23 protein-coding genes and 1 tRNA gene are annotated in these 22,417 nt (G+C 63.8%); 11 read left to right on the forward strand and 13 right to left on the reverse strand.

Translation table 11 applies throughout. The features are described 5' to 3' along the window. Nucleotides 1–64 precede the first annotated feature (64 nt). Both BR71_RS20855 and BR71_RS20860 read left to right on the forward strand, forming a co-directional pair. Nucleotides 65–712, forward strand: coding sequence for a ParA family protein (locus BR71_RS20855; RefSeq protein ID WP_043641731.1), 648 nt, complete (start codon nt 65–67; stop codon nt 710–712). A 188-nt stretch (nt 713–900) separates the two neighbouring features. After that, the gene (locus BR71_RS20860) at nt 901–1,851 is read left to right on the forward strand and encodes a GMP reductase (RefSeq protein WP_043641733.1); all 951 of its coding nucleotides are present in this window, start codon (nt 901–903) and stop codon (nt 1,849–1,851) included. Between the two features lie 15 nt (nt 1,852–1,866). Here BR71_RS20860 and BR71_RS20865 read toward each other — a convergent pair whose 3' ends face one another. Further along, the gene (locus BR71_RS20865; protein ID WP_019100372.1) at nt 1,867–2,352 is read right to left on the reverse strand and encodes a MaoC family dehydratase; all 486 of its coding nucleotides are present in this window, start codon (nt 2,350–2,352) and stop codon (nt 1,867–1,869) included. A 97-nt stretch (nt 2,353–2,449) separates the two neighbouring features. Here BR71_RS20865 and BR71_RS20870 point away from each other — a divergent pair, with 97 nt between their 5' ends. The 5 genes from BR71_RS20870 to BR71_RS20890 all read left to right on the forward strand — a co-directional run bounded on the left by BR71_RS20870 (nt 2,450) and on the right by BR71_RS20890 (nt 6,545). Next, nucleotides 2,450–3,202: a copper homeostasis protein CutC gene (locus BR71_RS20870; RefSeq protein ID WP_043641736.1), complete on the forward strand. Its 753-nt coding sequence runs from the start codon at nt 2,450–2,452 to the stop codon at nt 3,200–3,202. Nucleotides 3,203–3,526: 324 nt separating this feature from the next. Further along, a complete protein-coding gene (locus tag BR71_RS20875) occupies nt 3,527–4,048 on the forward strand; it encodes a cupin domain-containing protein (RefSeq protein WP_052052229.1) in 522 nt (173 codons plus the stop codon). Nucleotides 4,049–4,112: 64 nt separating this feature from the next. Further along, nucleotides 4,113–4,916 (forward strand): type 2 periplasmic-binding domain-containing protein, encoded by an 804-nt coding sequence (locus BR71_RS20880; protein ID WP_162179245.1) that lies wholly within the window; start codon nt 4,113–4,115, stop codon nt 4,914–4,916. A gap of 86 nt (nt 4,917–5,002) precedes the next feature. Beyond that, complete coding sequence (locus BR71_RS20885; protein WP_043593544.1) at nt 5,003–5,680, forward strand: hypothetical protein; 678 nt, start codon at nt 5,003–5,005, stop codon at nt 5,678–5,680. Nucleotides 5,681–5,771: 91 nt separating this feature from the next. After that, nucleotides 5,772–6,545: a transporter substrate-binding domain-containing protein gene (locus tag BR71_RS20890; RefSeq protein WP_081862775.1), complete on the forward strand. Its 774-nt coding sequence runs from the start codon at nt 5,772–5,774 to the stop codon at nt 6,543–6,545. Between the two features lie 206 nt (nt 6,546–6,751). Here BR71_RS20890 and BR71_RS20895 read toward each other — a convergent pair whose 3' ends face one another. After that, nucleotides 6,752–7,543, reverse strand: coding sequence for a helix-turn-helix transcriptional regulator (locus BR71_RS20895; protein WP_043641738.1), 792 nt, complete (start codon nt 7,541–7,543; stop codon nt 6,752–6,754). A 114-nt stretch (nt 7,544–7,657) separates the two neighbouring features. On the opposite strand from BR71_RS20895, the gene BR71_RS20900 reads away from it, so the two are divergent. The 3 genes from BR71_RS20900 to BR71_RS20910 all read left to right on the forward strand — a co-directional run bounded on the left by BR71_RS20900 (nt 7,658) and on the right by BR71_RS20910 (nt 11,327). Beyond that, nucleotides 7,658–9,028, forward strand: a complete 1,371-nt coding sequence (locus tag BR71_RS20900; RefSeq protein ID WP_043641742.1) for an APC family permease — start codon at nt 7,658–7,660, stop codon at nt 9,026–9,028. A 2-nt stretch (nt 9,029–9,030) separates the two neighbouring features. Next, on the forward strand, nt 9,031–10,152 hold the full coding sequence (locus tag BR71_RS20905; RefSeq protein ID WP_043641743.1) for a DmpA family aminopeptidase: 1,122 nt from the start codon (nt 9,031–9,033) through the stop codon (nt 10,150–10,152). Between the two features lie 215 nt (nt 10,153–10,367). Continuing rightward, a complete protein-coding gene (locus tag BR71_RS20910) occupies nt 10,368–11,327 on the forward strand; it encodes a GGDEF domain-containing protein (protein WP_043641744.1) in 960 nt (319 codons plus the stop codon). Between the two features lie 305 nt (nt 11,328–11,632). Here BR71_RS20910 and BR71_RS20915 read toward each other — a convergent pair whose 3' ends face one another. The 11 genes from BR71_RS20915 to BR71_RS20965 form a co-directional block, all read right to left on the reverse strand. Beyond that, entirely contained in the window at nt 11,633–11,977 is a 345-nt protein-coding gene (locus tag BR71_RS20915) for a hypothetical protein (protein WP_052370950.1), read from the reverse strand. Nucleotides 11,978–12,166: 189 nt separating this feature from the next. After that, nucleotides 12,167–12,254: transfer RNA gene (locus tag BR71_RS20920), tRNA-Ser, on the reverse strand. Between the two features lie 114 nt (nt 12,255–12,368). Next, nucleotides 12,369–14,039, reverse strand: a complete 1,671-nt coding sequence (gene recN, locus BR71_RS20925; RefSeq protein ID WP_043641747.1) for a DNA repair protein RecN — start codon at nt 14,037–14,039, stop codon at nt 12,369–12,371. An 18-nt stretch (nt 14,040–14,057) separates the two neighbouring features. After that, the gene (locus BR71_RS20930) at nt 14,058–14,933 is read right to left on the reverse strand and encodes an NAD kinase (RefSeq protein WP_019103054.1); all 876 of its coding nucleotides are present in this window, start codon (nt 14,931–14,933) and stop codon (nt 14,058–14,060) included. Nucleotides 14,934–14,942: 9 nt separating this feature from the next. Next, on the reverse strand, nt 14,943–15,611 hold the full coding sequence (locus BR71_RS20935; protein WP_043641750.1) for a response regulator transcription factor: 669 nt from the start codon (nt 15,609–15,611) through the stop codon (nt 14,943–14,945). Between the two features lie 21 nt (nt 15,612–15,632). Beyond that, a complete protein-coding gene (locus tag BR71_RS23185) occupies nt 15,633–17,909 on the reverse strand; it encodes an ATP-binding protein (protein ID WP_052370952.1) in 2,277 nt (758 codons plus the stop codon). 127 nt (nt 17,910–18,036) lie between these two features. Next, on the reverse strand, nt 18,037–18,561 hold the full coding sequence (gene msrA / locus BR71_RS20945) for a peptide-methionine (S)-S-oxide reductase MsrA (RefSeq protein ID WP_043641752.1): 525 nt from the start codon (nt 18,559–18,561) through the stop codon (nt 18,037–18,039). After that, a complete protein-coding gene (locus BR71_RS20950; RefSeq protein WP_081862776.1) occupies nt 18,558–19,511 on the reverse strand; it encodes a histone deacetylase family protein in 954 nt (317 codons plus the stop codon). The genes msrA and BR71_RS20950 overlap by 4 nt, the downstream gene beginning before the upstream one ends. Nucleotides 19,512–19,519: 8 nt before the next feature. Then, on the reverse strand, nt 19,520–19,735 hold the full coding sequence (locus BR71_RS20955) for a DUF1653 domain-containing protein (protein WP_043593565.1): 216 nt from the start codon (nt 19,733–19,735) through the stop codon (nt 19,520–19,522). A gap of 15 nt (nt 19,736–19,750) precedes the next feature. Next, nucleotides 19,751–20,695: a nucleoside hydrolase gene (locus BR71_RS20960; RefSeq protein ID WP_043641755.1), complete on the reverse strand. Its 945-nt coding sequence runs from the start codon at nt 20,693–20,695 to the stop codon at nt 19,751–19,753. A 61-nt stretch (nt 20,696–20,756) separates the two neighbouring features. Then, nucleotides 20,757–21,227 (reverse strand): GNAT family N-acetyltransferase, encoded by a 471-nt coding sequence (locus BR71_RS20965; protein ID WP_052370954.1) that lies wholly within the window; start codon nt 21,225–21,227, stop codon nt 20,757–20,759. Between the two features lie 58 nt (nt 21,228–21,285). Between BR71_RS20965 and BR71_RS20970 the strand changes: the two genes are divergently transcribed. Continuing rightward, the gene (locus tag BR71_RS20970; protein WP_043641757.1) at nt 21,286–22,233 is read left to right on the forward strand and encodes a tRNA dihydrouridine synthase; all 948 of its coding nucleotides are present in this window, start codon (nt 21,286–21,288) and stop codon (nt 22,231–22,233) included. Nucleotides 22,234–22,417: the final 184 nt, after the last annotated feature.

Consider the following 22,417-nt stretch of genomic DNA (forward strand, 5'->3'; position numbering starts at 1 on the left):
CCGGCTGCGGCAAGCGCTCGCCCTCTGGTATAGTGTCCCATCGCAAACGGCAGAGGAGGCGGATGTGCAATCGGTATTGGTAGCCAATCCCAAGGGCGGCAGCGGCAAATCGACCTTGGCGACCAATCTGGCCTGCTATTACGCCGCGCGCGGCAAACGCGTGATGCTGGGCGATGTGGACCGGCAGCAATCCTCGCTGGGCTGGCTGGCGCAACGCGACGCTGCGCTGCCCTCCATCGCGGGTTGGGAGGTCAAGGCCGGCGAGGCCGCGCGGCCGCCCAAGGGCACCGAGGTGGTGGTGCTGGACAGCGCGGCGGGCCTGCACGGCAAGAAGCTGGCGGCGCTGGTGTCCCGGGTAAGCCGCATCCTGGTGCCCATTCAGCCGTCGCCGTTCGATATGTGGGCGAGCGAGGCTTTTTTCGAGCAACTGCTGGAAGAGAAGGCCATTCGGAAGAACAAGGCTTTTATGGCGGTGGTGGGCATGCGGGTGGACCCTCGCACTCGCTCCGCGCGCGCGCTGGAGAAATTTCTGGCGGACCACGAAGTGCCGGTGTTGACCTGGTTGCGCGACACCCAACTTTACGTGCAGGCGGCTTCCAGCGGGCTGTCCCTGTTCGATCTGCCGCCGTCGCGCACCCAGCGCGACCGAGAAGCCTGGCAGCCGCTGCTCAACTGGCTGGGCGAGGGAGACGAAAGCTGGTGCGACAAGTGAAAAATTTTGTCTTGATCTGAAATAAAATGGCTTGACGTGAAGAAACCGGCGGCGTAAGGTGTACCGGTAAGTGCGTGCGAGCCAAACGAGGCGTCGCAGGGGACACTGTAAACGGGAGCCGTCGGGGCTCCCGTTTATATTTGGGGCCCCTCGTTTTTTGACTCTATTTCCGCTTTGGGAGCACACGCATGATCAAGACAGAACTCAATTACGGCGACGTTTATCTGGTGCCGAAAAAAACCGTAGTGGACAGCCGCAAGGAATGCGACACCTCGGTGCAGTTCGGCCCGCGCCGTTTCGACATGCCGGTCTACGCGTCGAATATGAAGTCGGTGGTCAGCGCCGAGACCAGCGAGCTCTTCGCAGCTCAGAACTGGTTCTACACCATGCACCGCTTCAATGTGGACGCGGTGGCTTTCACCCGAGCCATGCAGGAAAAAGGTCTGTTCGCCTCCATCAGCGTAGGCGTCAACGAAGACACCCTCGAACAACTGGACGCGCTCAAGCAAGCGGGGCTCACCCCTGAGTACATGACGCTCGACATCGCCAACGCCTGGTGCGTGAAGGCGGAGCGCATGATCAAGCACATCAAGCAGCTCTTCCCCGGTACTTTCCTGATCGGCGGCAACATCGCCACCGCGGAGGCCGCGCGCGACCTGGAAAGCTGGGGCTGCGATGCGATCAAGGCCGGCATCGCCGGCGGCCGCGTCTGCATCACCAAGAACAAGACTGGCTTCCATCGTCCGATGATTTCCACGGTGCAGGACTGCGTGGCCGCGGTCAAAGTGCCGGTGATCGCGGATGGCGGCATCGTCGAGCACGGCGATATCGCCAAGGCGCTGGCCTGCGGCGCCAGCATGGTCATGGCGGGCTCTCTGTTCGCCGGTTACGACGAATCCGCCGGCGAGATCGTCGAGATCAACGGCAAACACTACAAGGAATACTTCGGCAGCGCCTCTCAGTTCAACAAGGGCGCCTACGTCAACGTCGAAGGCAAGAAAATCCTGGTGGAGTACAAGGGCAGCATCGGTAAGCTGTTGCGCGAACTGAAGGAAGACCTGCAGTCGTCGATCAGCTACGCCGGCGGCAACACCTTGCAGGCCTTGCGCAACGCCGAGCTGATCCAGGTTCGCCGCTGATCCGGGCTGCTCGGCTCAGGCGTGCTGCGTCGTCGGACGGGGCGCGTCTTCTTGAGGCTGGGCGCGGCATTGCGCCCAGATCGAGCACTCCAGTTGCATGGCCACCTCGTCGCGTTGATTGAGGGTGGTCCAGCGCACTTTCACCACGCCGAAGCCAGGCTGGCTGTTGGAGCGGCGCTTGTCCAGCACCTCCACGGCGACGCGCAAGGCGTCGCCGGCGCGGGTGGGCTGCGGCCAGCGCATCTTGTCGATCTGCATGCCGATCAGGCCGTTGGCCATCTTCCCAAGCTCGGTCTGGGTCACTAGCCGCATGCTCAGGCTGCTGGTCTGCCAGCCGCTGGCGGCCAGGCCGCCGAACAGGCTGTCCGCGGCGCTTTGCGGGTTGGTATGGAAATGCTGCGGATCATACTGCCGTGCGAAGCCGATCAGCTCTTCCTCGCTCAGTACGTGGGTGGGGCTGTGGAACAATTGTCCCGCTTTCAAATCTTCAAAATAGAGCATATCGACTTACGTTCGCGTCACCTCGAGCGCGCAGCTTAACGCGGCCGGCGAAACGGGTCAAAATCCGCAAGGCATTCAGCCTGGCAAGGGGGATATTTTGTCGCAAGATAGACAGTTGGAAGTGTGCGCCGGCTCGCTGGCGTCCTGCCTGGCCGCCGCGCGGGGCGGGGCGGCCAGGGTGGAATTATGCGCCAGCCTGGAAACCGGAGGGGTCACGCCGTCGCCGGGTATGATTGCACTGGCGCGGCAGAGGCTGGACATCGGCCTGCATGTGATCGTGCGTCCGCGCGGCGGTGATTTTCTGTATTCCGACGACGAATTCGAAGTCATGCGCCGCGACGTGCTGGCCTGCCGCGAACTGGGCGCGGACGGGGTGGTGCTGGGCTTGCTGACCGCGGACGGCGACGTGGATGTGGAGCGCACGCGCGAGCTAGTGCGGCTGGCGGGGCCGATGACAACCACCTTCCACCGCGCCTTTGATATGGCGCGAGATCCGGAACTGGCGCTGGAGCAGGTCATCGCCAGCGGCTGCCGGCGCGTGTTGACCTCCGGCCAGGCGCCGGACGCGCTGCGAGGGGCGGCTTTGATCGGCCGCTTGCGTCGTCAGGCCGGAGAGCGCTTGACCCTGATGCCGGGCAGCGGTGTGCGACCGGACACGTTGGCCGAGCTGGCGCGGGCCACTGGTTGTCGTGAATTCCACGCCTCTGCTCGGAGCAGGGTGAGCAGCGCGATGCGCTATCGCCAAGCCGAGGTGAGCATGGGGGCGGTGGGCATGGACGAGTATGACAGAATGGAAACCTGTGTCGAAACCGTGCGAGTCATGACGGATTTGCTGCGCGGATTGGATTGACGCTTGTCTGGCGGAACGGATTTGCAGGATGATGTTGACATTTACCGGCGGCGGGCCATTTTAAGAGCCTGTTCAAAGTCTTGCGAGCAAGAGCGAGACAAGGCGAAAACGGCTGAGAAAGCGGAATGACGCGTGGTGCATGAGCATTCGAGGACGGTTTCAACGCCGTATCGCCGACGCGCAGCAGATCGTGAACAGGTTCTAAGGGCCGCTAAGCAAACCTCGCGGAGACCTGTACCAAGGCGCGCCGACTCAGGCCTTGAGTGCGACAAGAAGGCTCAACGCAGGGTCAGGGGTTTTGTGAGCGGTTTTAAGGAGCGCAAGATGAGCAAGCCGTCGCATGTGGTCAATATCGACCAGGTGGAAGCCGTGGACTATCGGGAAGGGGATGGGTGGGGCGGCAGCTATCAGCCGTTGACGCCGGCGCTGGACGCCTTGCCCGGCCGGCTAGGCGCCAATCTGACCCGCCTGCCGCCCGGGCGCGCGGGCTGTCCCTTTCATTCCCATGCCCGCGAGGATGAAATCTTCTATGTGTTGTCCGGGCGCGGAGTGCTGCGCTTGGGCGATAGCCTGCAGGAAATCGGTCCAGGAGACTGTATTTCCTGCCCTGCGGGCACCGGCGTCGCGCATCAGATCGCTAATCCCTTCGATCAAGACCTGGTCTACCTCGGCATCGGCGTCAACGACCCGCACGAGGTTTGCGTGTATCCGGATAGCGGCAAGGTGCTGGTGCGCCATCTGAAACAAGTGGGGCGATTGGAAAGCGCGCCGTATTACGATGGCGAGCCGGCGCGCCCAGGCATCTTCGACTTGCTGGAGCGCCAGCAGGTTTTGCCCCGGAAATAGGCGGTTTGGCATGCGGCGGCGGCATGAGCGATAAAGGAACCATCGCTCATTAATGGACAAGGCAATGAAGAGGCGGGGATTAAGTCTTGCGGGAGCGGTGTTGGCGCTGGCCTGGCCGCTGAGCGCGGCGGCGGAGCCATTGCTGCTCTGCTATGAGGACCAGGCCTCCTATCCCTGGCTGGACGGCCGCGGCGGCGGGCTGGACATTCAACTGATCAAACACCTGCAGAGCGGGTTGAAACGGGAGCTGTCCCTGCATCCAATGCCGTGGCGGCGCTGCATCAATATGCTGCGCCAAGGCAAGATGGACGGCGCTTTCGCCGCCAGCTTCCTGCCCGAGCGCTTGCAATGGGGCGTGTACCCCATGTTGTCGGATGGCGAGCCGGACGCCAGCCAGCGGCTGCATAGCGCCACTTACTCCCTGTACCGGCTCAAGGGCACCACGGTGGACTGGGACGGCGCGCGTCTATCCAGCGGGATGGCGCCGATAGGCATGCAGACCGATTTTTCCATCGGTGTTTTCCTGCGCAAGCAGCAGGTGGCGATAGACGACAGCAACCGCGATCCGCTGGCCATCCTGCAAATGTTGCGCTTGCGGCGCTTAAGCGGCGCGGCGCTGCAAACACCGCGCGCGGAGCAGATTCTGCACGACCATCCCGAGCTGGCGGAGGCGATAGAGCGCTGCCGGCTGCCTTTGGAAGAGAAGCCTTATTTTCTGATACTGTCTCGCCAATTGGCGTACCGCGAGCCGGGCCTGCCGGGCAGAATCTGGGCGGAACTAGAACGGCAACGGGAAGCGCCGGCTTTTCTCGCCCAGTTGCGGGCGGCGGGAGCGCACCGGGAAGCAGGCGGGGCGGCGCGCAAATGAAGACAGAATGCTCAGCGACCGCTTGCTATCAAACTTAAAGTTTTTGCTTTATTATTTTCCGCTCCATGATTGACTTGGGAATCCCAATGCATAAAAAAACGCTTCTGGCCGCAGGCTGTTTGTGGCTGACCGCCGGACCGGTCTTGGCGGAGGCCTGGTCCTATCCCGGCTGGCAGGATGGCCGCGACACCCGCGTCAAGGCGCTGGCTCTGTTGCAAACCTTGAACGCCACCTTGCTGAGCAATAGCAGCGCCACCCGCACTTTGCAGCAGTGGTGCGCCGATCACCGGATGGCGTCGCCGGCCCAGATTCGCGCCTTGCGCAATCCGGCGGACCACAAGGACGCCAGCGCGGAAGTGCGCGCCCAGTTGCAGGCGCGGCCGGGCGAACGCATCGCCTACCGCCGCGTGCAATTGGCCTGCGGCGAACACGTGCTGTCCGAGGCCGATAACTGGTATCTGCCCTCCAAGCTGAGCGCGGAAATGAACCGCCTGCTGGACAGCAGCGATGTGCCGTTTGGCCGCGCGGTAGCCGCGCTGAATTTCCGCAGGCAGACCGAGGAGGTCAAGCTGCTGTGGTCGCCGTTGCCGGCTGGCTGGGAAATGAAAGCCGCTGCTTCGGAGACCGCCGCCGCCGGGCTGGATATCGCCCAGCAAGTGCTGCAACACCGCGCCGTGCTGTATCGCGGCAGCGACAACGCGCCGTTCAGCGTGGTGGTGGAAACCTATCAGCGCGAAGTCTTCGCCTTTCCGCTGGCTTATTGAGAATCTGTTCATGTTCTGCTGCGGGTCAGCAGATAGCTCGAGCCGGGTGCTGGCAGCGCCCGCCGAGTAAACATCACAAGAAAAAACGACCATGATGAAGCAAAAACAAATGCTGGGCTGCCTGTTGGTGGGCAGCCTGATGGCGGGCCAGCCGGCGCTGGCGGACCGCTTGGACGACATTCTGCAACGCGGCAGCGTGCGGGTGGGCACCACCGGCGACTACCGCCCGTTCAGCGAACGCGATTCCGGCGGCGACTACCGCGGCCTGGATATCGAAATGGCCCAGAGCCTGGCGCGGGCGCTGGGCGTCAAGTTGGAGCTGGTGGCCACCAGCTGGCCGACGCTGATGCGCGACCACGCTGCCGGCAAGTTCGATATCGCGATGAGCGGGGTGTCGATCAATCTGGAGCGGCAGAAGAGGGCGCTGTACTCCTTGCCTTATCTGAACGACGGCAAGACGCCGATCACCCGCTGCGAAAACGCCCAGCGTTTCCAGACCATCGCCCAGATCAACCAGCCTCAGGTCAAACTGATCGTCAACCCGGGCGGCACTAATGAAAAGTTCGCTCGCGCCCGCCTGCCGGCGGCCGCGTTGACCGTGCATCCGGACAACGTGACCATTTTCAAGCAGATCATGGACGGCAAGGCGGATCTGATGGTGACCGATGCGGTGGAAACCCGTTACCAGCAAAAGCTGCACCCGGAGCTGTGTGCGGTACACCCGGACAAGCCGTTCGACTTTTCGCAAAAAGCCTATCTGCTGCCCAATGACTGGCGCTGGAAAGCCTGGGTGGACCAGTGGCTGAGCCAGACACTGCAAAACGGCGAGTTCGCCGGCTTGTCGGCCAAGTGGCTGGGAAACTAAGCGGAACCTTAAGAACCTGTTCACGATCTGTTGCGCTGCGGCGATACGGCGTTAAAAACAAGCTTAAAATGCTCATGTACCACTCGACCATTCCGCTTTTTCGCTCGTTTTCGCCTTGTCTCGCTCTTGCTCGCGAGATCGTGAACAGGTTCTAAGAACGTGTTTTCGCCTTGTCTCGCCCCTGCTCGCGAGACTTTGAACAGGCTCTAAGGCTCGCTGCCGCGTAGTTGCTCGATATAGCAATTGAACAGCTCGGCATGGCTGGCCACGCCGAGCTTCAGATACAGATTGCGGCGGTGCACCTTGACCGTTTCCGGCGAAATGGCCAATTGCTGGGCGATGGCCTTGCTGGACAGGCCGCACAGCGTCAGCCGCGCCACCTCGGCTTCGCGCTCTGACAGCTTGCCGTGGCCAAAATGACTCAGCGTTTGAGTCAGTTGGTCGGACAGGCGGGCAGAAGGCGGGGCGGGCGCGGAGCACAACTGCCAGTGGCGCCGCATTGCGGACAGCAGCCATGGCTGCATCACGCGCAGCTTGCCGATGTCGGCGGGCTCGAACTCGCTGGCCTTGCCCAGCGACAATGACAAGACCTGTCCCGCATCGACGCGCAGCAGCACCTGAACCTCGTCCACGCCGACTTCGCCGCTCATGTATCGTTGAAAATATTCGCTTTGACGGAAGTGGTCCGGCGCGATGTCGGGCAAGTGGTGGATGCCGTCGACAAAGGGATGCTGGGTGTATTGATAGAAGGGGTCCAGCAGGTACAGCCCCTGGCAGTAAAGCGCCATCGGCGACGCCGCGGCCTGATGTTGAAAATCGCACTCTTCCAGAATCCGCGGCGGCGCATCCGTGTGGTAACAGGCGGCCAGCGCATTGTCCAGCGGCACGCCGCCGCGCAACAGTAAAACCATCTGACGCCAAAACCCGGGCAGGCCGATTTGCGCCATCAGCTGAGCCAGATGATGGTGCAGCGGCAGTTCCTTCAACAAAGCTTCCATCCGGCAATCCCCGCTTGGGGTAACCCATCACGGTGATTGGGCACCTTCTCGCGTCAAAATACACTGTCTTCCGCAAGTCTGACTACAAGACCATAGCGACAAGAGGAGAACAGCATGAGCCAAGAAGCAAGCAGTCCGGGATTGCGCCGCTCGTTGAGCGTGACGGATGTCGTGTTGATTACCGTATCCGGCGTGACGCCGGCCAGTTCCATTTTCGTGATTGCGCCGTTTGCACTGCAAGGCGCCGGCAGCGGGGCTTTTTTGGCCTTCGCGCTGGCGGCGGCGCTGGCCGTCGCGTTCGCGCTTTGCTACGCCGAGCTGGGCGCGGCCCACCCCAACGCCGGCGGAGAATACGTGATCATCGAGCGGGTGTTCGGCCGAGCGCTCAGCCTGCAGATGTATCTGCTGATTCTGTGTCTGCTGCTGTTCATTCCCGCGGTGCTGGCCACCGGCGCCGCGCCCTATCTGAATTCCGCGCTGGGCACCCGGCTGGACGGCGCTGAAGTGGCGCTGGCCATGATTGTGCTGTGCTTCGGCATCGCGGTGCTGGACATCAAGCTGAACGCCTGGCTGACCGGCTCCTTCCTGCTGCTGGAGCTGGCCGCCTTGGCCTTGATCGCCTGGCTGGGTTTCAGCGAGGCGCAACAGCCGGCGACGGTGCTGTGGCAGCCGGTAAAGGCGGGGGCCGACGGCGGCCCGAGCGCGGTGTCCGCCGCGACAATCTTCGCCATGGTGGGGACGGCCGTGTTCGCTTACAACGGTTTTGGCGGGGCGGTGTACTTTGCCGAGGACATGCGAGAAAGCGGCCGGCCGGTGGCGCGGGCGGTGCTGGCTGCGCTGTCCATCGTGGTACTGGTGGAGCTGATACCGGTGACCGCCTTGATCCTGGGGGCGCCGTCGCTGGCGGAGATGAGCCGGCAGGCTGACCCCATCAACTACGTGCTGAGTCATTTGAGCAGCCCGACGCTGGCGTGGGTGATCAGCGGCGGCATCTTTTTATCGGTATTCAACGCCATCATCGCCATCGTGGTGCAAAGCGGTCGCTTTTTGTACTCCAGCGGCAGGGACGGCTTGTGGCCGGCGCCGGCGAGCCGGGCGCTGCAGCGCATCCATCCGCGCTTTGGCACGCCCTGGGTGGCCACGCTGGCATTGGCCATCCCGTCCGCCTTGTTGACCTTTCATTCCAGCTTGGGCGATCTGGCTTCCTTCACCGTAATCATCCTGATGCTGAACTACTTATTGCTGGCGCTGGCGGCCTTGCGCAGCCGCCTGGGCCTGCACCCTCACCCTTACCGCATGCCGGGCTGGCCGTGGCCGCCCTTGCTGGCGGCGGTTGGCAGCCTGGCCCTGTTGTGGGCGGTGCTGCGGGACGCGCCGACGCGCGACTGGTGGATTATCGGCGGCATCGCGCTGACCGGGCTCTTGCTGGCGGGCCGTAAGCAGCCTGTCGCGGTATTGATCGTTGAAGAACAGAAAGAGAGGTGATTATGTTGAAACGAGCCAGGGCATTGGGCATTCGCATCGGCCAGGGCGAGCCCGGCCCCTTGAACGCGATTACGGACGTGCCCGGCGTGCGGGTGGGGCATGCCGCCGCCTGGGCGGATTTCGACGACGGCCGCCGCGCACGCACGGGGGTCACGGTGATTGAGCCGCGGCTGGGTTTGGCGCGGCGCAGGCCGTGCTTTGCCGGCGTGCATGTCTTGAACGGCAACGGCGACGCCACCGGGCTGGAGTGGCTGCGCGAGGCCGGCGTGCTGAGCACGCCGATCGCGCTGACCAATACCCACAGCGTGGGCGTGGTGCGAGACGCCTTGATCGCCAGCGAGCGCGAGGTGGTGGCCGGAGAGCCTCAGCTGTATTGGACCATGCCGGTGGTGCTGGAAACCTTTGACGGCCTGCTCAACGACATCAACGGCTTCCACGTGACGGCGGAGCACGCGCGCGCCGCGCAAAAGGCGGCCAGCGGCGGCTTGCCTGCCGAGGGCAGCGTGGGCGGCGGCAGCGGCATGATCTGCCACGAATTCAAAGGCGGCATCGGCACCGCCTCGCGGCGGCTGCCGGCGGAGGCGGGCGGCTGGACCGTGGGGGCGTTGGTGCAGGCCAATCATGGCAAGCGAAGCTCGCTATTGGTGGAGGGCTACCCGGTAGGCCGCCAGCTGAGTTGCATGGAGATTCCCTCTCCGTTTGAAACTGGACGGCTGCCGCAGCCCGGCATGGGTTCCATCGTGGCGGTGCTGGCCACCGACGCACCCTTGTTGCCGGATCAATGCCGGCGGCTGGCGCAGCGCGCCGGCATCGGCATCGCCCGCACTGGCGGCGGCACCGAGGACTCCAGCGGCGACATCTTCGTGGCCTTCGCCACTGGCAATCAGGGCTTGCCGATGACCGATTACGCCGGCAAGGGCGAGTTGACCTGCGCGGTGGAAATGGTGAACGCGGACCATCTGTCGCCCTTGTTCGAGGCGGCGGCGGAAGCGGTGGAAGAGGCCATCGTCAACGCCTTGCTGGCGGCGGGAGATCTGATGGGCAACCACGGTCGCGCGGCGCATGGACTTAAGGCCGAGCGCTTGCTGAGCGCGCTGACGGAAAGCGGCTGGCGTCCGCGTTAAGACCCGCTAACCAAACCCCTGATCCTGCGTTGCGCCTCCTTGTCGTACTACTTGTACTGCCTGCGTCGGCGCGCCTTGGCTCAGGTTCTCTGCGAGGTTTTGTTAGCGGCTCTAAGCCGCAGGTCCGTCAGGCTCCGGCATTGGGTTTGCGCCATGTGATGCTATTATCATTGTGTGGCCGCCCCAGGCGGCGAATCGACGTGCAGGAGGCGGGCATGAAGACACCGGACATTCCGGCGGACGAGCCGCAGCGTTTGGCAACCCTACGCGCGTTGGGCGTGCTGGACACCGCGGCGGAGGAGCGTTTCGACCGGCTAACCCGCATGGCCAAGCGCTTGTTCCGGGTGCCTATCGCCTTGGTCAGCCTAGTGGACGAAAACCGCCAGTGGCTCAAGTCCTGCGTCGGCATGTCGACGGTGGAAACAGAGCGCGATATTTCCTTTTGCGGCCACGCCATTCTGGGCGATGACATCTTCTACATCCCGGACGCCTTGGCGGATGAACGTTTCGCCGACAATCCGCTGGTGACGGGCGCGCCGCATATCCGTTTCTACGCCGGTTGTCCGCTGCATGCCGCCAACGGCGCCAAGGTGGGCACTCTGTGTGTGATCGATGTCCAGCCGCGGGAGTTCGATCACGACGACGCACAGGCGCTGCACGATCTGGCGCGCATGGTGGAGGCGGAACTGATTGCCTTCCAGGCCGCCACTACGGATGAACTGACAGGCCTTTCCAATCGGCGAGGTTTCCGGCTGCTGGCGCAGTACAGCCTCAATTTCTGCGCGCGGCAAAACCTGCCGGTCAGCCTGGCTTTTATGGACCTGGACAAGTTCAAGGCGATCAACGATTGCTTCGGTCACGCCGCCGGCGACCAGGCGCTGGCGGCCTTTGCTGAGCTGATGCATGGCTCTTTTCGATCCGCGGACTTGCTGGCGCGGCTAGGTGGAGACGAGTTCGTGGTGTTGCTGTCCGATGTCGGGCAGGAGCGGGCGCAGGCGGCGATGGCCAAATTCGCACGCCATCTGGACGCTTACAACGCCAGCTCCGGGCAGCCGTATCCGCTGGCGTTTTCCGTCGGCATCGTGGAGCTGGACGCGGAGCGCCATTTCTCCATCGAGGCCTTACTGGCGGAGGGCGATGAACTGATGTATTCGATCAAAGCCGCTAAAAGGTAGCCGCAACCAAGTTTTTCGTGGCTGTCCGTGTGGTTTTTTGCGCCGGAACTTTCTCTTTTCATGCCCCTTTGGTCTGAAAACAGACTGCGCATTGCATGCGTTCAGAATAATATTCAAGAGTCGGTTCAAAGCCTCGCTCTTGCTTGCAAGAGCGTAAACACGTTTTCAGAGTGGGCGCGCCGCCTGGAGCGCCGTCCCGACCTCTATGAGTACCGAGCGCACATATCTGGCGGGCAGCATAGGCCGGCACGTGCTGCACTGCTTCACCGCCGAAGCGGCGCAGGCGGCGCACTGAACGCGGCCGCTCAGTCCCGCTCCAGCCAGGCTTTGGCCGCGGCCAGATCGCGCGCCACCCAGTCGGCGTCGGCTTCGAATTGCGCGTCGTCGACGCCCGGCTGGCGGAACAGCGTCAACAGCAGCTCGCAACCCTCGTCCCGCGCCAGCAGGCGCAAGGGGACGTAGATTTCCGCCAGACCGGGCGGCGACACCCAGTGATCCAGCACGCCGTAGGCGTTGGCCGGCGGAAAGCGCAAGGGCATCACGCCGTGAGGCGTGTCCGCCAGCCAGCCGTCGCTGCCGTGGTGCTGCGCGCCGGCCAGCAATTGCCCGAGGCGCTGCGCCGGGAGATATTCCGCCAGCCATCGCGTCAAACGCCGTTGGTCGCCGCGCGGTCTCCACAAGCTTTGTGGAGTTTGCTGGAGGCGATGTACAGCGTTGAATGCGCGCGAGAGAGGTTGCAGTTGTGGATTGCTTAGCGGTGGGATGGTTTAGTCAAGTAGACTGCCTGGAGACAAGGCGAAAAAGACAAAAGCCCGGACATATGTCCGGGCTTTTGATATTGGCGGAGGCTGTGGGATTCGAACCCACGGACGGTCGCCCGTCGGCAGTTTTCAAGACTGCTGGTTTAAACCACTCACCCAAACCTCCAGCGTCTGGTCATTACCGATACGAGCAGAGTGCAAGATCACGGCATGAGCCCGACCTGCCGCACTCCCCGAATCGGTAAGAGGGCGCAATTCTAGCGGGTCTTAGCCGCTTTGACTAGAGGGCCGGTGCATTTGACGCCAGCATTTCCGCCGCGTGCTCGCGCGTGGTCTGGGTCAGCTCCACGCCGCCCAGCATGCGGGCGATTTCCAGCACCCGCTGTTCGCTGTCCAGCGGTTCGATGTGGCTCTTGACCCGGCCTTTGTGCTCGCTCTTGCTGACCTGCCAGTGGTGACTGCCGCAGGAGGCCACTTGCGGCAGGTGGGTGATGCACAGCACTTGGTAGCGCTGGCCCAGCTGGCGCAGCATGTGGCCGATGACTTCTGCGACGCGGCCGCCGATGCCGACGTCCACTTCGTCGAAGATCAACGTGGGTACGCTGGCCACTTGGCTGATCACCACCTGCATGGCCAGGCTGATGCGGGACAGTTCGCCGCCGGAGGCCACTTTGGCCAGCGGGCGCAGGCTGGTGCCGGCGTTGGCCGCCACCAGGTATTCGATGGATTCCAGGCCGTGGGCGCTGGGCTCGGACAGGGGTGCCAGCTCGATGGCGAAGCGCGCGCCGCTCATCGCCAGGTGCTGCATTTCCGCGCCGATGCGCGCGGACAGCTCGCTGGCGGCTTGGCGGCGTTTACCGGACAGCGCTTCGGCCTGCGTGCGGTAGCGCGCCAAGGTGGAGGTTTCCGCCAGGGACAGCGCTTCGATGTCGGCGGAGGCTTCCAGTGCTTGCAGCTGCTGCTGCCAGTCGTCCAGTTTTTCCTGCAGGTCTTGCGGCTGAACCCGGTATTTGCGCGCGATGCTCATCAGCGCGTCGAGCCGGCTTTCCACTTCGGCCAGCTGGCCGGGGTTTTCGTCGATGTCGCTGGCGTAGTCGCGCAGGCTGTAAACCACTTCGCGCAGTTCGGCGTCCACGGAGTCCAATAGCGACAGGGTGTCCGCCAGCCGCGGGTCCAGGTTGGCCAGCTTGCTGAGCCGGGTTTGCACCTGGGACAGCATGGTCAGGCAGCTGTTGTCCATCTCGGACAGGGTGTCCACCGCCAGCTGTGCGCTTTGCGCCAGTTCGGCGGCGTTGGCCAGCCGGGAGTGGCTTTGGTTCAACGCGCTCCATTCGTCCGGCTGTAGATTGAGTTCGCTCAGTTCGTTGATCTGCCAGTTCAGCCTTTCGCGCTCGACTTCGGATTCGCGCGACAGCCGTTCGGCGTCGGCGCGGGCGCGGCGGGCGGCTTGCCAGTCCTGCCAGGCTTTGTGCACGTCGCGGGCCAGCGCGGTGGAGCCGGCGTAGGCATCCAGCAGCTGGCGCTGGGCGTCGGCTTTCATCAGCGACTGGTGGGCGTGCTGGCCGTGGATGTCGACCAAAAATTCGCCCAGCTGCTTGAGTTGGCTGAGGGTGGCGGCTTGGCCGTTGACGAAGCTGCGCGAGCGGCCGGATTTATCCAGCAGCCGGCGCAGCAGGAGCACGTCGTCGTCGCCGTTGAGGCCGTTTTCTTCCAGCCATGCGTCGATTTCCGGGCGGCCGCGGGTGTCGAATTCGGCGGTGATCTCGGCGCGTTCGGCGCCTTCGCGCACTTGGGCGCCTTCTGCGCGGTCGCCCAGCAGCAGGCTCAAGGCGTCCAGCAGTATGGACTTGCCGGCGCCGGTTTCGCCGGTGAGCACGGTGAAGCCGGCTTGGAAATCCAGCGAGATGCTGTCGACGATGACGAAGTCTTTAACAGTCAGCGATAGGAGCATGGGTGTTCGCGTCAGGTGTCAGAGCAGGCGCTCGCCCCAGTGGAGCTTGTGGCGCAGCATGTCGTAGTAGTTGTAACCCACCGGGTGCAGAATGCGCAGCGGGTTGCGGTAGCGGCGGATCAGCACGCGGTCCATTTCCATCAGGTCGCAATGGGATTGGCCGTCGAAGTGCACGCGCGCGTCCAGGCCGCGGGTGAGCATGAATTCCACTTCGCAGGAGTCATTGACCGCGATGGGGCGGTTGCTCAGCGATTGCGGGCAGATGGGCACCAAGGCGATGGCCTGCAGCGTGGGGTGCAGGATGGGGCCGCCGGAGGCCAGCGAGTAGGCGGTGGAGCCGGTGGGGGTGGAGACGATGAGGCCGTCCGAGCGTTGGCTGTAGACGAACTGGTTATCGATGAAAACTTCGAATTCTATCATCGAGCCCATCGCGCCGCGGCTGAACACCACGTCGTTGAACGCCAGCGCGTTGGCCACCTCGGCGTCTTCGCGTATCACCGCGGCTTGCAGCAGGATGCGGTCTTCCGGCACGAAATCGCCGCGCAGGATGGCGTCCACCGAGTCCAGCATCTCGTGCAGCGGGATATCGGTCATGAAGCCCAGCCGCCCCTGGTTGATGCCGATCAGCGGCACCCGGTAGGGGGCCAGCAGGCGGGCGATGGACAGCATGGTGCCGTCGCCGCCCAGCACAATGACGATGTCGGCCAGCTTGCCCATGTCGTTGCGGTCTATCAGCGCGTGCGGGCCGGCTTCTTGCTGGGTGGCGCTGTCTTTGTCGATCAGCACGGTGGCGCCGGAGGCGGACAGGTGGTCGGCCAGCCGGCGCAGGGATTCGACGATGGCGGGCTTGCTGTGCCGCGCCACCAGGCAGACGTGTTTGAACAGTCGTTCCATGGCGTTGTTTCAGTAAGGGGTGGGCGTATCGTTCAAAAAACTGTCGTCGTTGGGTTTCTTGCCGGTGGCTTCCAGCGCTTTCAGGTAGAAGCGCACCAGGTCCGCCAGAGAGTCTACACCGAGTTTGTTGAACAGGTTGGCCCTATGTACTTCTATGGTGCGCGGAGACAGGTCCAGCACCCGGGCGATTTCCTTGCTGGACATGCCGTCCGCCACCAGTTCCAGCACTTCGCGCTCGCGGCCGCTGATGCGGGCGAGCAGGCCCATCACTTCCTGGGTTTCTTCTTCCTTGCGGTGTTGCAGGATGCTGAGGCGTATGCCTTTGCGCAGGCTTTCGATCAGCCGCGCTTGGTCTATCGGCTTGGTCAGAAAGTCGATGGCGCCGGTTTGGAAGGCGCGGCGGCATTGTTCGATGTCGCCGTGGCCGGTGATGAAAACGATGGGCAAGGTCACGTTTTTATTGATCAGTTGCTCCTGCAGCGCCAGGCCGTTGATTTGCGGCATGCGGATGTCCAGCACCAGGCAGGCGATGTCGTTGCCGCCGTAGTGGGCGAGAAATTCCATCGCGTTGGGGAAGGTGACGGTGCGCATGCCTTGCGCGGCGATGAGCATGGCCAGCGAATCCAGTACGGCCGGATCGTCGTCGACGATGTAGACGGTTGGCGTGGTGTTTTGCATTGTGTTTTTGACTCCTGCCGGTTACCCCGTTGACGGCGGCGCGTCCCTTTGCGGCAGTTCAATGATGAATTCCGCGCCGCCGGTTGATTTGTTGCGTGCGCTCAGCTTGCCGCCAAACGCTTCTATGGCGGTCTGGCAGATGGCCAGGCCCAATCCCATGCCGCTGGCTTTGGTGCTGAAGAAGGGCGCGAAGATGCGATCCAGCAATTCCGGCGCGATGCCGGCGCCGTTGTCGCCTATGCTGAGCCGGATCCAGCGGCCGTTCAGGCTAGTGGCGATGCTGAGCCGCCCCCAGGGGGCGACGGTTTCCATGGCGTCCAGCGCGTTGCACATCAGGTTCAGCACCACTTGTTCCAGTTGTATGTTGTCAGCGTAGACCAAGGGCAGATCATGGCAAATATTCTGCTCAATATGAATATCGTGGGTTTTTAGTTCGTATTCCAGCAGGTTGAGCGCATTGTCCACCACCTGGTTCAGATCGATGGGGGTGAATTGCTGGGTTTTTTTGATCACGAATTCGCGCAGGCGCTGGATGATTTGACCGGCGCGGCTGGCTTGGGTGACGGAGGAATCCAGCGCGCGGCGCAGCATGGCCATGTCCGGCTCTTCGTCTTCCAGCAGGCTGAGGCCGGCCTGGCAGTAGCTCATGATGGCGGACAGCGGTTGGTTGATCTCGTGTGCGATGCCGGAGGCCATCTCGCCCATGGTGTTGATGCGGGCGACGCGGGCCAGCTCCATTTCGTGCTGGCGCAGGCGGGTTTCGCTGGCTTCCAGCGCGGCCAGCATGCGGCGGCGGATCGGCGCGGTATCGCGGAAGGTCAGCACCGCGCCCATCAGCCGGCCGTCGCGGCCGGGCAGCGGGGAAACCGAGCCTTCGATCAGCAGTTTTTCGCCGTCGCTGCGCATCAGATAGCAGTTTTGCGCCAGCAGCACGGTTTCGCGGCGCTGGATGGCCTTGTGCACCGGATCCTCCTCTACCTGGCGCGCAAACTCATAGTTGAGCCTTACCACTTGATGCAGCTTGCGTTGCGCGGCGTCCCGGGCTTTGAGGCCAAGCAGGGTTTCCGCCGCCGGGTTGAGGTAGCGGATGCTCAGGTCGATGTCGATGCTGATCACAGCGTCGCTGATGCCGCTGAGCGCCACCATCGCGTATTCGCGCTCGCGGTGGAGCTTGTCTTGCGCCTGTTCCTGCGCCTGGCGGTTTTGCGCCCGCAGCGCCAGGATGACTAGCAACAGGTAGGCCGGCACCATGGAGAAGACGGCGCTGAGCAGGAGTTCCAGCGGAGCGGTGCGGTCGAAACTGAGCTGGCGGCGCACCGTCAGTTCATAGGGCAGGTAGGGCGTGTCCAGGCTCTTGCGGATTTCCAGGGCCGGCAGCAGCCATTGCGCCAGCCAGCCGGGCTGGTCCTGTTGCTGATGGCGGTAGATGAGCGGGTCGTAGCCGCTGGGCGCGCTGTCCTTGCGCTGTAAGGCCACGCTGTAGCGCGTCGCCATATTGGGGGTCAGGCTGACCAGCTTGTCCAGCGCCAGCACCTGCACCACCATGCCCGCGGTCTGCTCGCTGCGCACCAGCGGCACTGGCGAGGGGGCTTCGGTATTGTAGATGGCGGAGAAGAAGGCCAGGGCCTGCTTGCCGTTGTTGAGGCGCAGCACCGGGGATACCGCCTCGCCCTGACCCATCGCGCGGTGGACGGTGGGCGCCAGCACGGTGTCGGCCAGCAGGTCCAGGCCCATTTCGCGCCAATCGTCGGAGGCCAGGCCGGGCTCGGCCATGCTCAGCGGCAGGTAGCGCGGCCGTTTAGCCGCCAGCCGCCAGGCTTGTTGCTGGTCCCAGGCGTTGTCCTGCTGGTGCTGGTAGTCGCGGATGCGGTAGGGCTGGCCTTGCAGCTGGCTGCGCATGCGTTCGAATTCGCGGCGGTAAGCGTGGCTGACCAGCGGCTGGTAGCCGATGAAGTAGAGCTGAGGCTGTTCGCGCGCCAGAGACTCCACCAATAGGCGGATGCGCGCTTCACGCAGGCTGTTTTCCTGATCGACGATGTCGACCACGCTTTGTTGCAGCATCTCGCTTTCCTGCAGGCGGGTCTGCAGGCCGGAGAGAATCAGGCTGTGCACCTGTTGGTGTTCTTGATGCTGCTGATTGAGGTCCAGCGCCACCGATTGGCCCAGCAACAGGGCGAAGGTGAGCAGCCACAACACGGCGCAGGCCAGGCGTCCGCGGGGGGAGGCGGTGCGCAACAGGTCCAGGTGACGGGTGAAGGCGGTGCGGAATGCAGTGATGATGCTGTGCTTGTCTGCCATGGGGAGGTTGGGTTCGTCCGGCGCGCAGCCAATCTGGGCATCGCCGCTACTGTGCCGGATTATAGCGGCGATGCCCGGGGCGCGCGAACCAAGCCGGGAGCTGGGTTCGCCCCTGGCAGGGTGTGGCTTATTTCTTCAAGTAAACAGAAAAATGTTGCTGAAACTTGGCCAATTTTGGCGCTACAACCATCTGGCAATAGGGCTCGTGGCCATGTTGATCAAAGTATTGCTGGTGATAGTCTTCCGCCGGATAAAAAGGCGCCGCTGCCTCCAGCCGAGTGACGATGGGCGCCGGGTAGTCGCCGGCCAGGTCCGCTAGCTTTCGTTCCGCCGCCTGACGCTGTTCTTCGTCGTGGTAAAACAGCACCGACGCGTATTGCGGGCCGACGTCGTTGCCCTGGCGGTTGAGGGTGGTGGGGTCGTGCAACGCGAAGAAGGCGCGCAGCAGGGTGTCGTAATCGATCTGGGCCGGGTCGTAGCGGATCTGCACCGCTTCCACGTGGCCGCTGCGGCCGCCGCAGACTTCCTTGTAACTGGGGTTGGCGCCGGGGCCGCCGGTATAGCCGGAAATGGCGCTGTGGACGCCGGCCAAGCGGTTGTAGGCGCTTTCGATGCACCAGAAGCAGCCGCCTGCGAAGGTTGCGGTTTTCATGTTTGGCTCCATTGACGGGTGGGATGAGTATGAGTCGTGTCGGGGAGAGGGATCTGTCCCTCGGCGCCGAAAATTTGCCAAGCCAGGCGCACGGTTTCGGTCTGGATCGCCACGGTGTCCTCAATTGGCACCGCGTAGCCGCCGCCCATGACGACGGCGACAGCGGCCTTGGCCTGGCGACAGGCTTCCAGCACCATGCGGTCTCGTGCGGCCAGGCCGTTGAAGCTTAGCGCCAGCTTGCCCAGGCGGTCCCCAGCATAGGGGTCGGCGCCGGCCAGGTAAAACACCAGGTCCGGGTCCGTGGCGAACAGGCGCGGCAGTTGCTCGGCCAGAATGGCGAGATAGGCCTCGTCGCTGGCGCCGTCCGGCAGTTCTATGTCCAGGTTGCTGGCTTCGCGGCGGAAGGGAAAGTTGCCGGCACCGTGCATGGAGAAGGTGAAGATGCGGTCGTCGCTGCGCGTGATGGCGGCGGTGCCGTCGCCCTGGTGCACGTCCAGGTCTATTACCAGCGCGCGTCGGGCCCGGCCTTCGTCCAGCATCAGCCGCGCGGCCACGGCGATGTCGTTGAACACGCAAAATCCGCTGCCCATCGCGCGGCCGGCGTGGTGGGTGCCGCCGGCCAGGTTGACGCCGCAGCCGCGCGCCAGCGCCCAGCGGGCGGCGGCGATGGTGGCGCCCACCGAGCGACGGCTGCGTTCCAGCAGTTGCGGGCTCCAGGGCAAGCCGATCTCGCGCTGCTCGGCGGCGCTGAGCGCGCCGTTGAACACCTTGTCCAGATAGGCGTCGTCGTGGGCCTGCGCCAACTCGTAGCGGCTGGCCGCCGGCGCGGCGTCCATTGCTTCGGCGGCGAACCTCGCCACCGCCTGCGCCAGCAGCGCGTATTTTTGCGCGGGGAAGCGATGGCCGGGCGGTAGCGGCAGCGGAAATTGATCGGTGCGGAAAATGCGCATCGCGGCGCTCAGAAGGCTTTGACCAAGGCGAAACGCGGCAGGGTCTGGCCCTCGTGAGCGACGCTTTCCTCGAACATGCCGGCCGGGCGCGCCCATAGGCCGAACTCGCCGTAAAGCGCGCGGTACATCACCAGCAGTTCACCGGTTTCGGAGTGGGTGGCGGTACCCAATACTTCGTAGAGCGGTCCTTTGTAATGGCGATAAATGCCGGGAGCGATTTTCATGGGGCCTCCTTGGGTTTACGGCAGATGGGCGAGGGCGTCGGCCATCAGTTGGAACAGGCCGTCGGCGTCCACCTCGGTCAGGTAGAGCGCGTTGGGCTCGCGGCCGGATTCTCCGTGCCAGTCCACCACGGTGGCTCCGGTGGTGTAGTGGCCGGCCAGTTCCACTACCACGTTGACGGTGCGGCCGCGGAACAGATCGGGGCGCAGCAGGTAGGCGATCACGCAGGGGTCGTGCACCGGCGCGCCGTCCTGGCCCAGCTTTTGCACGTCGTAGCGCTCCAGAGACGTCAGCAGCGAGGCCGCCAGCGGCCCGCAGCGGTTGGGGAGGTCGCGCAGCAGCGCCACGCGCGCCGGGGTGGTGGTTGCCTGGTGGGTGACATCCAGCGGCAACATGACGATGGGCGCGCCGCTGCGCAACACAATGTCCGCCGCGTGCGGGTCGGTATGAATGTTGAACTCCGCCGCTGGGGTCATATTGCCGCCGGCGAAATAGCCGCCGCCCATGAGTACGATGCGGCCAATGCGCGCGGCGATGTCCGGCGCCCGGCGCAGGGCCAGCGCGATATTGCTCAATGGCCCCACCGGGCAAAGGGTGACGCTGCCCGGAGGTTCGCGGCGCAGCGTGTCGATGATGAAGTCCACCGCATGCTCTGAGCGCACCGGCATCACGGGTTCGTGCAACGGCGCGCCGTCCAGGCCGCTGGCGCCGTGCACATGTTCGGCGCCCTGGTAGGGCTGGACCAGCGGCCGGTCTGCGCCGGCGTAGACGGGCACGTCGCCGCGTCCGGCCCATTCGCAGACGATGCGGGCGTTGCGGGTGGTCAGTTCCACGCCGACGTTGCCGGCCACCGTGGTCAGCCCCAAGAGCTCGATGTCAGCGCGCGCGCCCAGCAGGAACAGGATGGCGACCGCATCGTCCAGGCCGGGGTCCGTATCGAAAATGACGCGGTGCTGTTTCATGTCGGCTCCATTGGGCAATGTCATCAAGGGGGCGAAGGATGCCGCAGCGCTTGGCGGCGCGTCAAGGCGCGGCCGGTGCTGACGACGAGGACTCGCTCCATTCATAGACTCTGAATTCGGTATCCAGTTTAAACCCTGATCGTTCATACAGCCGCTGCGCGTTCAGGTTGTCGTGCGCGGTTTGCAGCGTGACGCCGCCGCCCAGCGCGGCGACATGGCGCTGGCAATGTTCCAGCAATAATTGGCCGACGCCGCCTCCGCGAGAGGCCGGCGATACGAACAAGTCGTGCAGCAACCAGTGCGGACGCAAGTCTAGCGAGGAGAAACCAGGATAGAGCAGGGCGAAGCCTTGGACGCCGGCCGCGTCTTCGGCCAGGAAAACCACCGCTTCGCCCTTGCGCAGCCGCTGTTCCAGAAAGGCGGCGCAGGCCTCCGCCGGCTGCGTTGTCCGATAAAAATCGAGATAGGCCAGAAATAAGGGCAGCCATGAGCCGACGGACTCTTCGTCGGCCTGGCGAATAGCGATTTGCATTGAATGCCTTTCCCCGCTTTGCGGTACAATATTCGCCTTTTTTCCGGCGATGTTTGCAATGAAATTGGTTCTTGCCCCGATGGAGGGCCTGGTGGACGAGGCGATGCGCGATGTGCTGACCCGGGTGGGCGGCATTGATCTGTGCGTGACCGAGTTTGTCCGCGTCACCTCGGCGCTTTTGCCCACCCGCACCTTCATGCGGCTGGCGCCGGAGCTGGCGCGCGGCGGCAAGACCCGCGCCGGCGTTACGGTACGAGTGCAATTGCTGGGTTCGGACCCGGTTTGCCTGGCCGAGAACGCGGCCAAGGCCGCCAGCCTGGGCGCGCCGGGCATAGATCTGAATTTCGGCTGTCCGGCTCCCACTGTCAACCGCCATCGCGGCGGCGCCGTTTTGCTTAACGACCCTGAACTGCTGTTCCAGATCGTGCAGGCGGTGCGCGCGGCGGTGCCAGCCGAAATACCGGTTACCGCCAAGATGCGGCTGGGCTATGAAGACAAGAGCCGGGCGCTGGAGTGCGCGCGGGCGTTGGAGGCCGGCGGCGCGCAGGAACTGGCGGTGCATGGCCGCACCAAGGTGGAGGGCTACCGCCCGCCGGCGCACTGGGACTGGATCGCCCGCATCCGTGAGAGCGTGGCGGTGCCCGTGGTGGCCAACGGCGAAGTGTGGACGCTGGACGATTACCGCGCCATCCGCCAGCAAAGCGGCTGCGACACGGTGATGATAGGGCGGGGCCTGGTCGCCTGCCCGGACCTGGCTTTGCGTATCAAGCGCCAGGACGGCGCCGAACCCATGCCCTGGAACGAGATGCAGCCCTGGGTGCTGGACTTGTTCCTGCAGTGCCGCGTCCAGTCCGAGGATGGACGCTACCCGGTGGCGCGGACCAAGCAATGGCTGGGGCAACTGAAACGAACCTGGCCGGAGGCCGGCGCCTTGTTTGAGCGCATCCGCAGGCTGACCACGCCGGACGAAGTGGAGCCTGTACTGCGAGACATGCTTGCTAAGTAAATGTACTCATATCTAAATGCTATGGGAATGTGTAGCATTCAATTGCGCGCTGCACTGGTATAGCAGGGCGCTGTGATTCCGGCGGCTCCCCAGCTCCGGCGATTACACTTCCCCGATACCTTGCAGCCCTCCCTATACGGGAGGGATTTTTTTTATCCGCCGCGATGGACTATCAATGAAAAGC

The sequence above is a fragment of the Chromobacterium haemolyticum DSM 19808 genome, assembly GCF_000711885.1.
Lineage (GTDB): Bacteria > Pseudomonadota > Gammaproteobacteria > Burkholderiales > Chromobacteriaceae > Chromobacterium > Chromobacterium haemolyticum.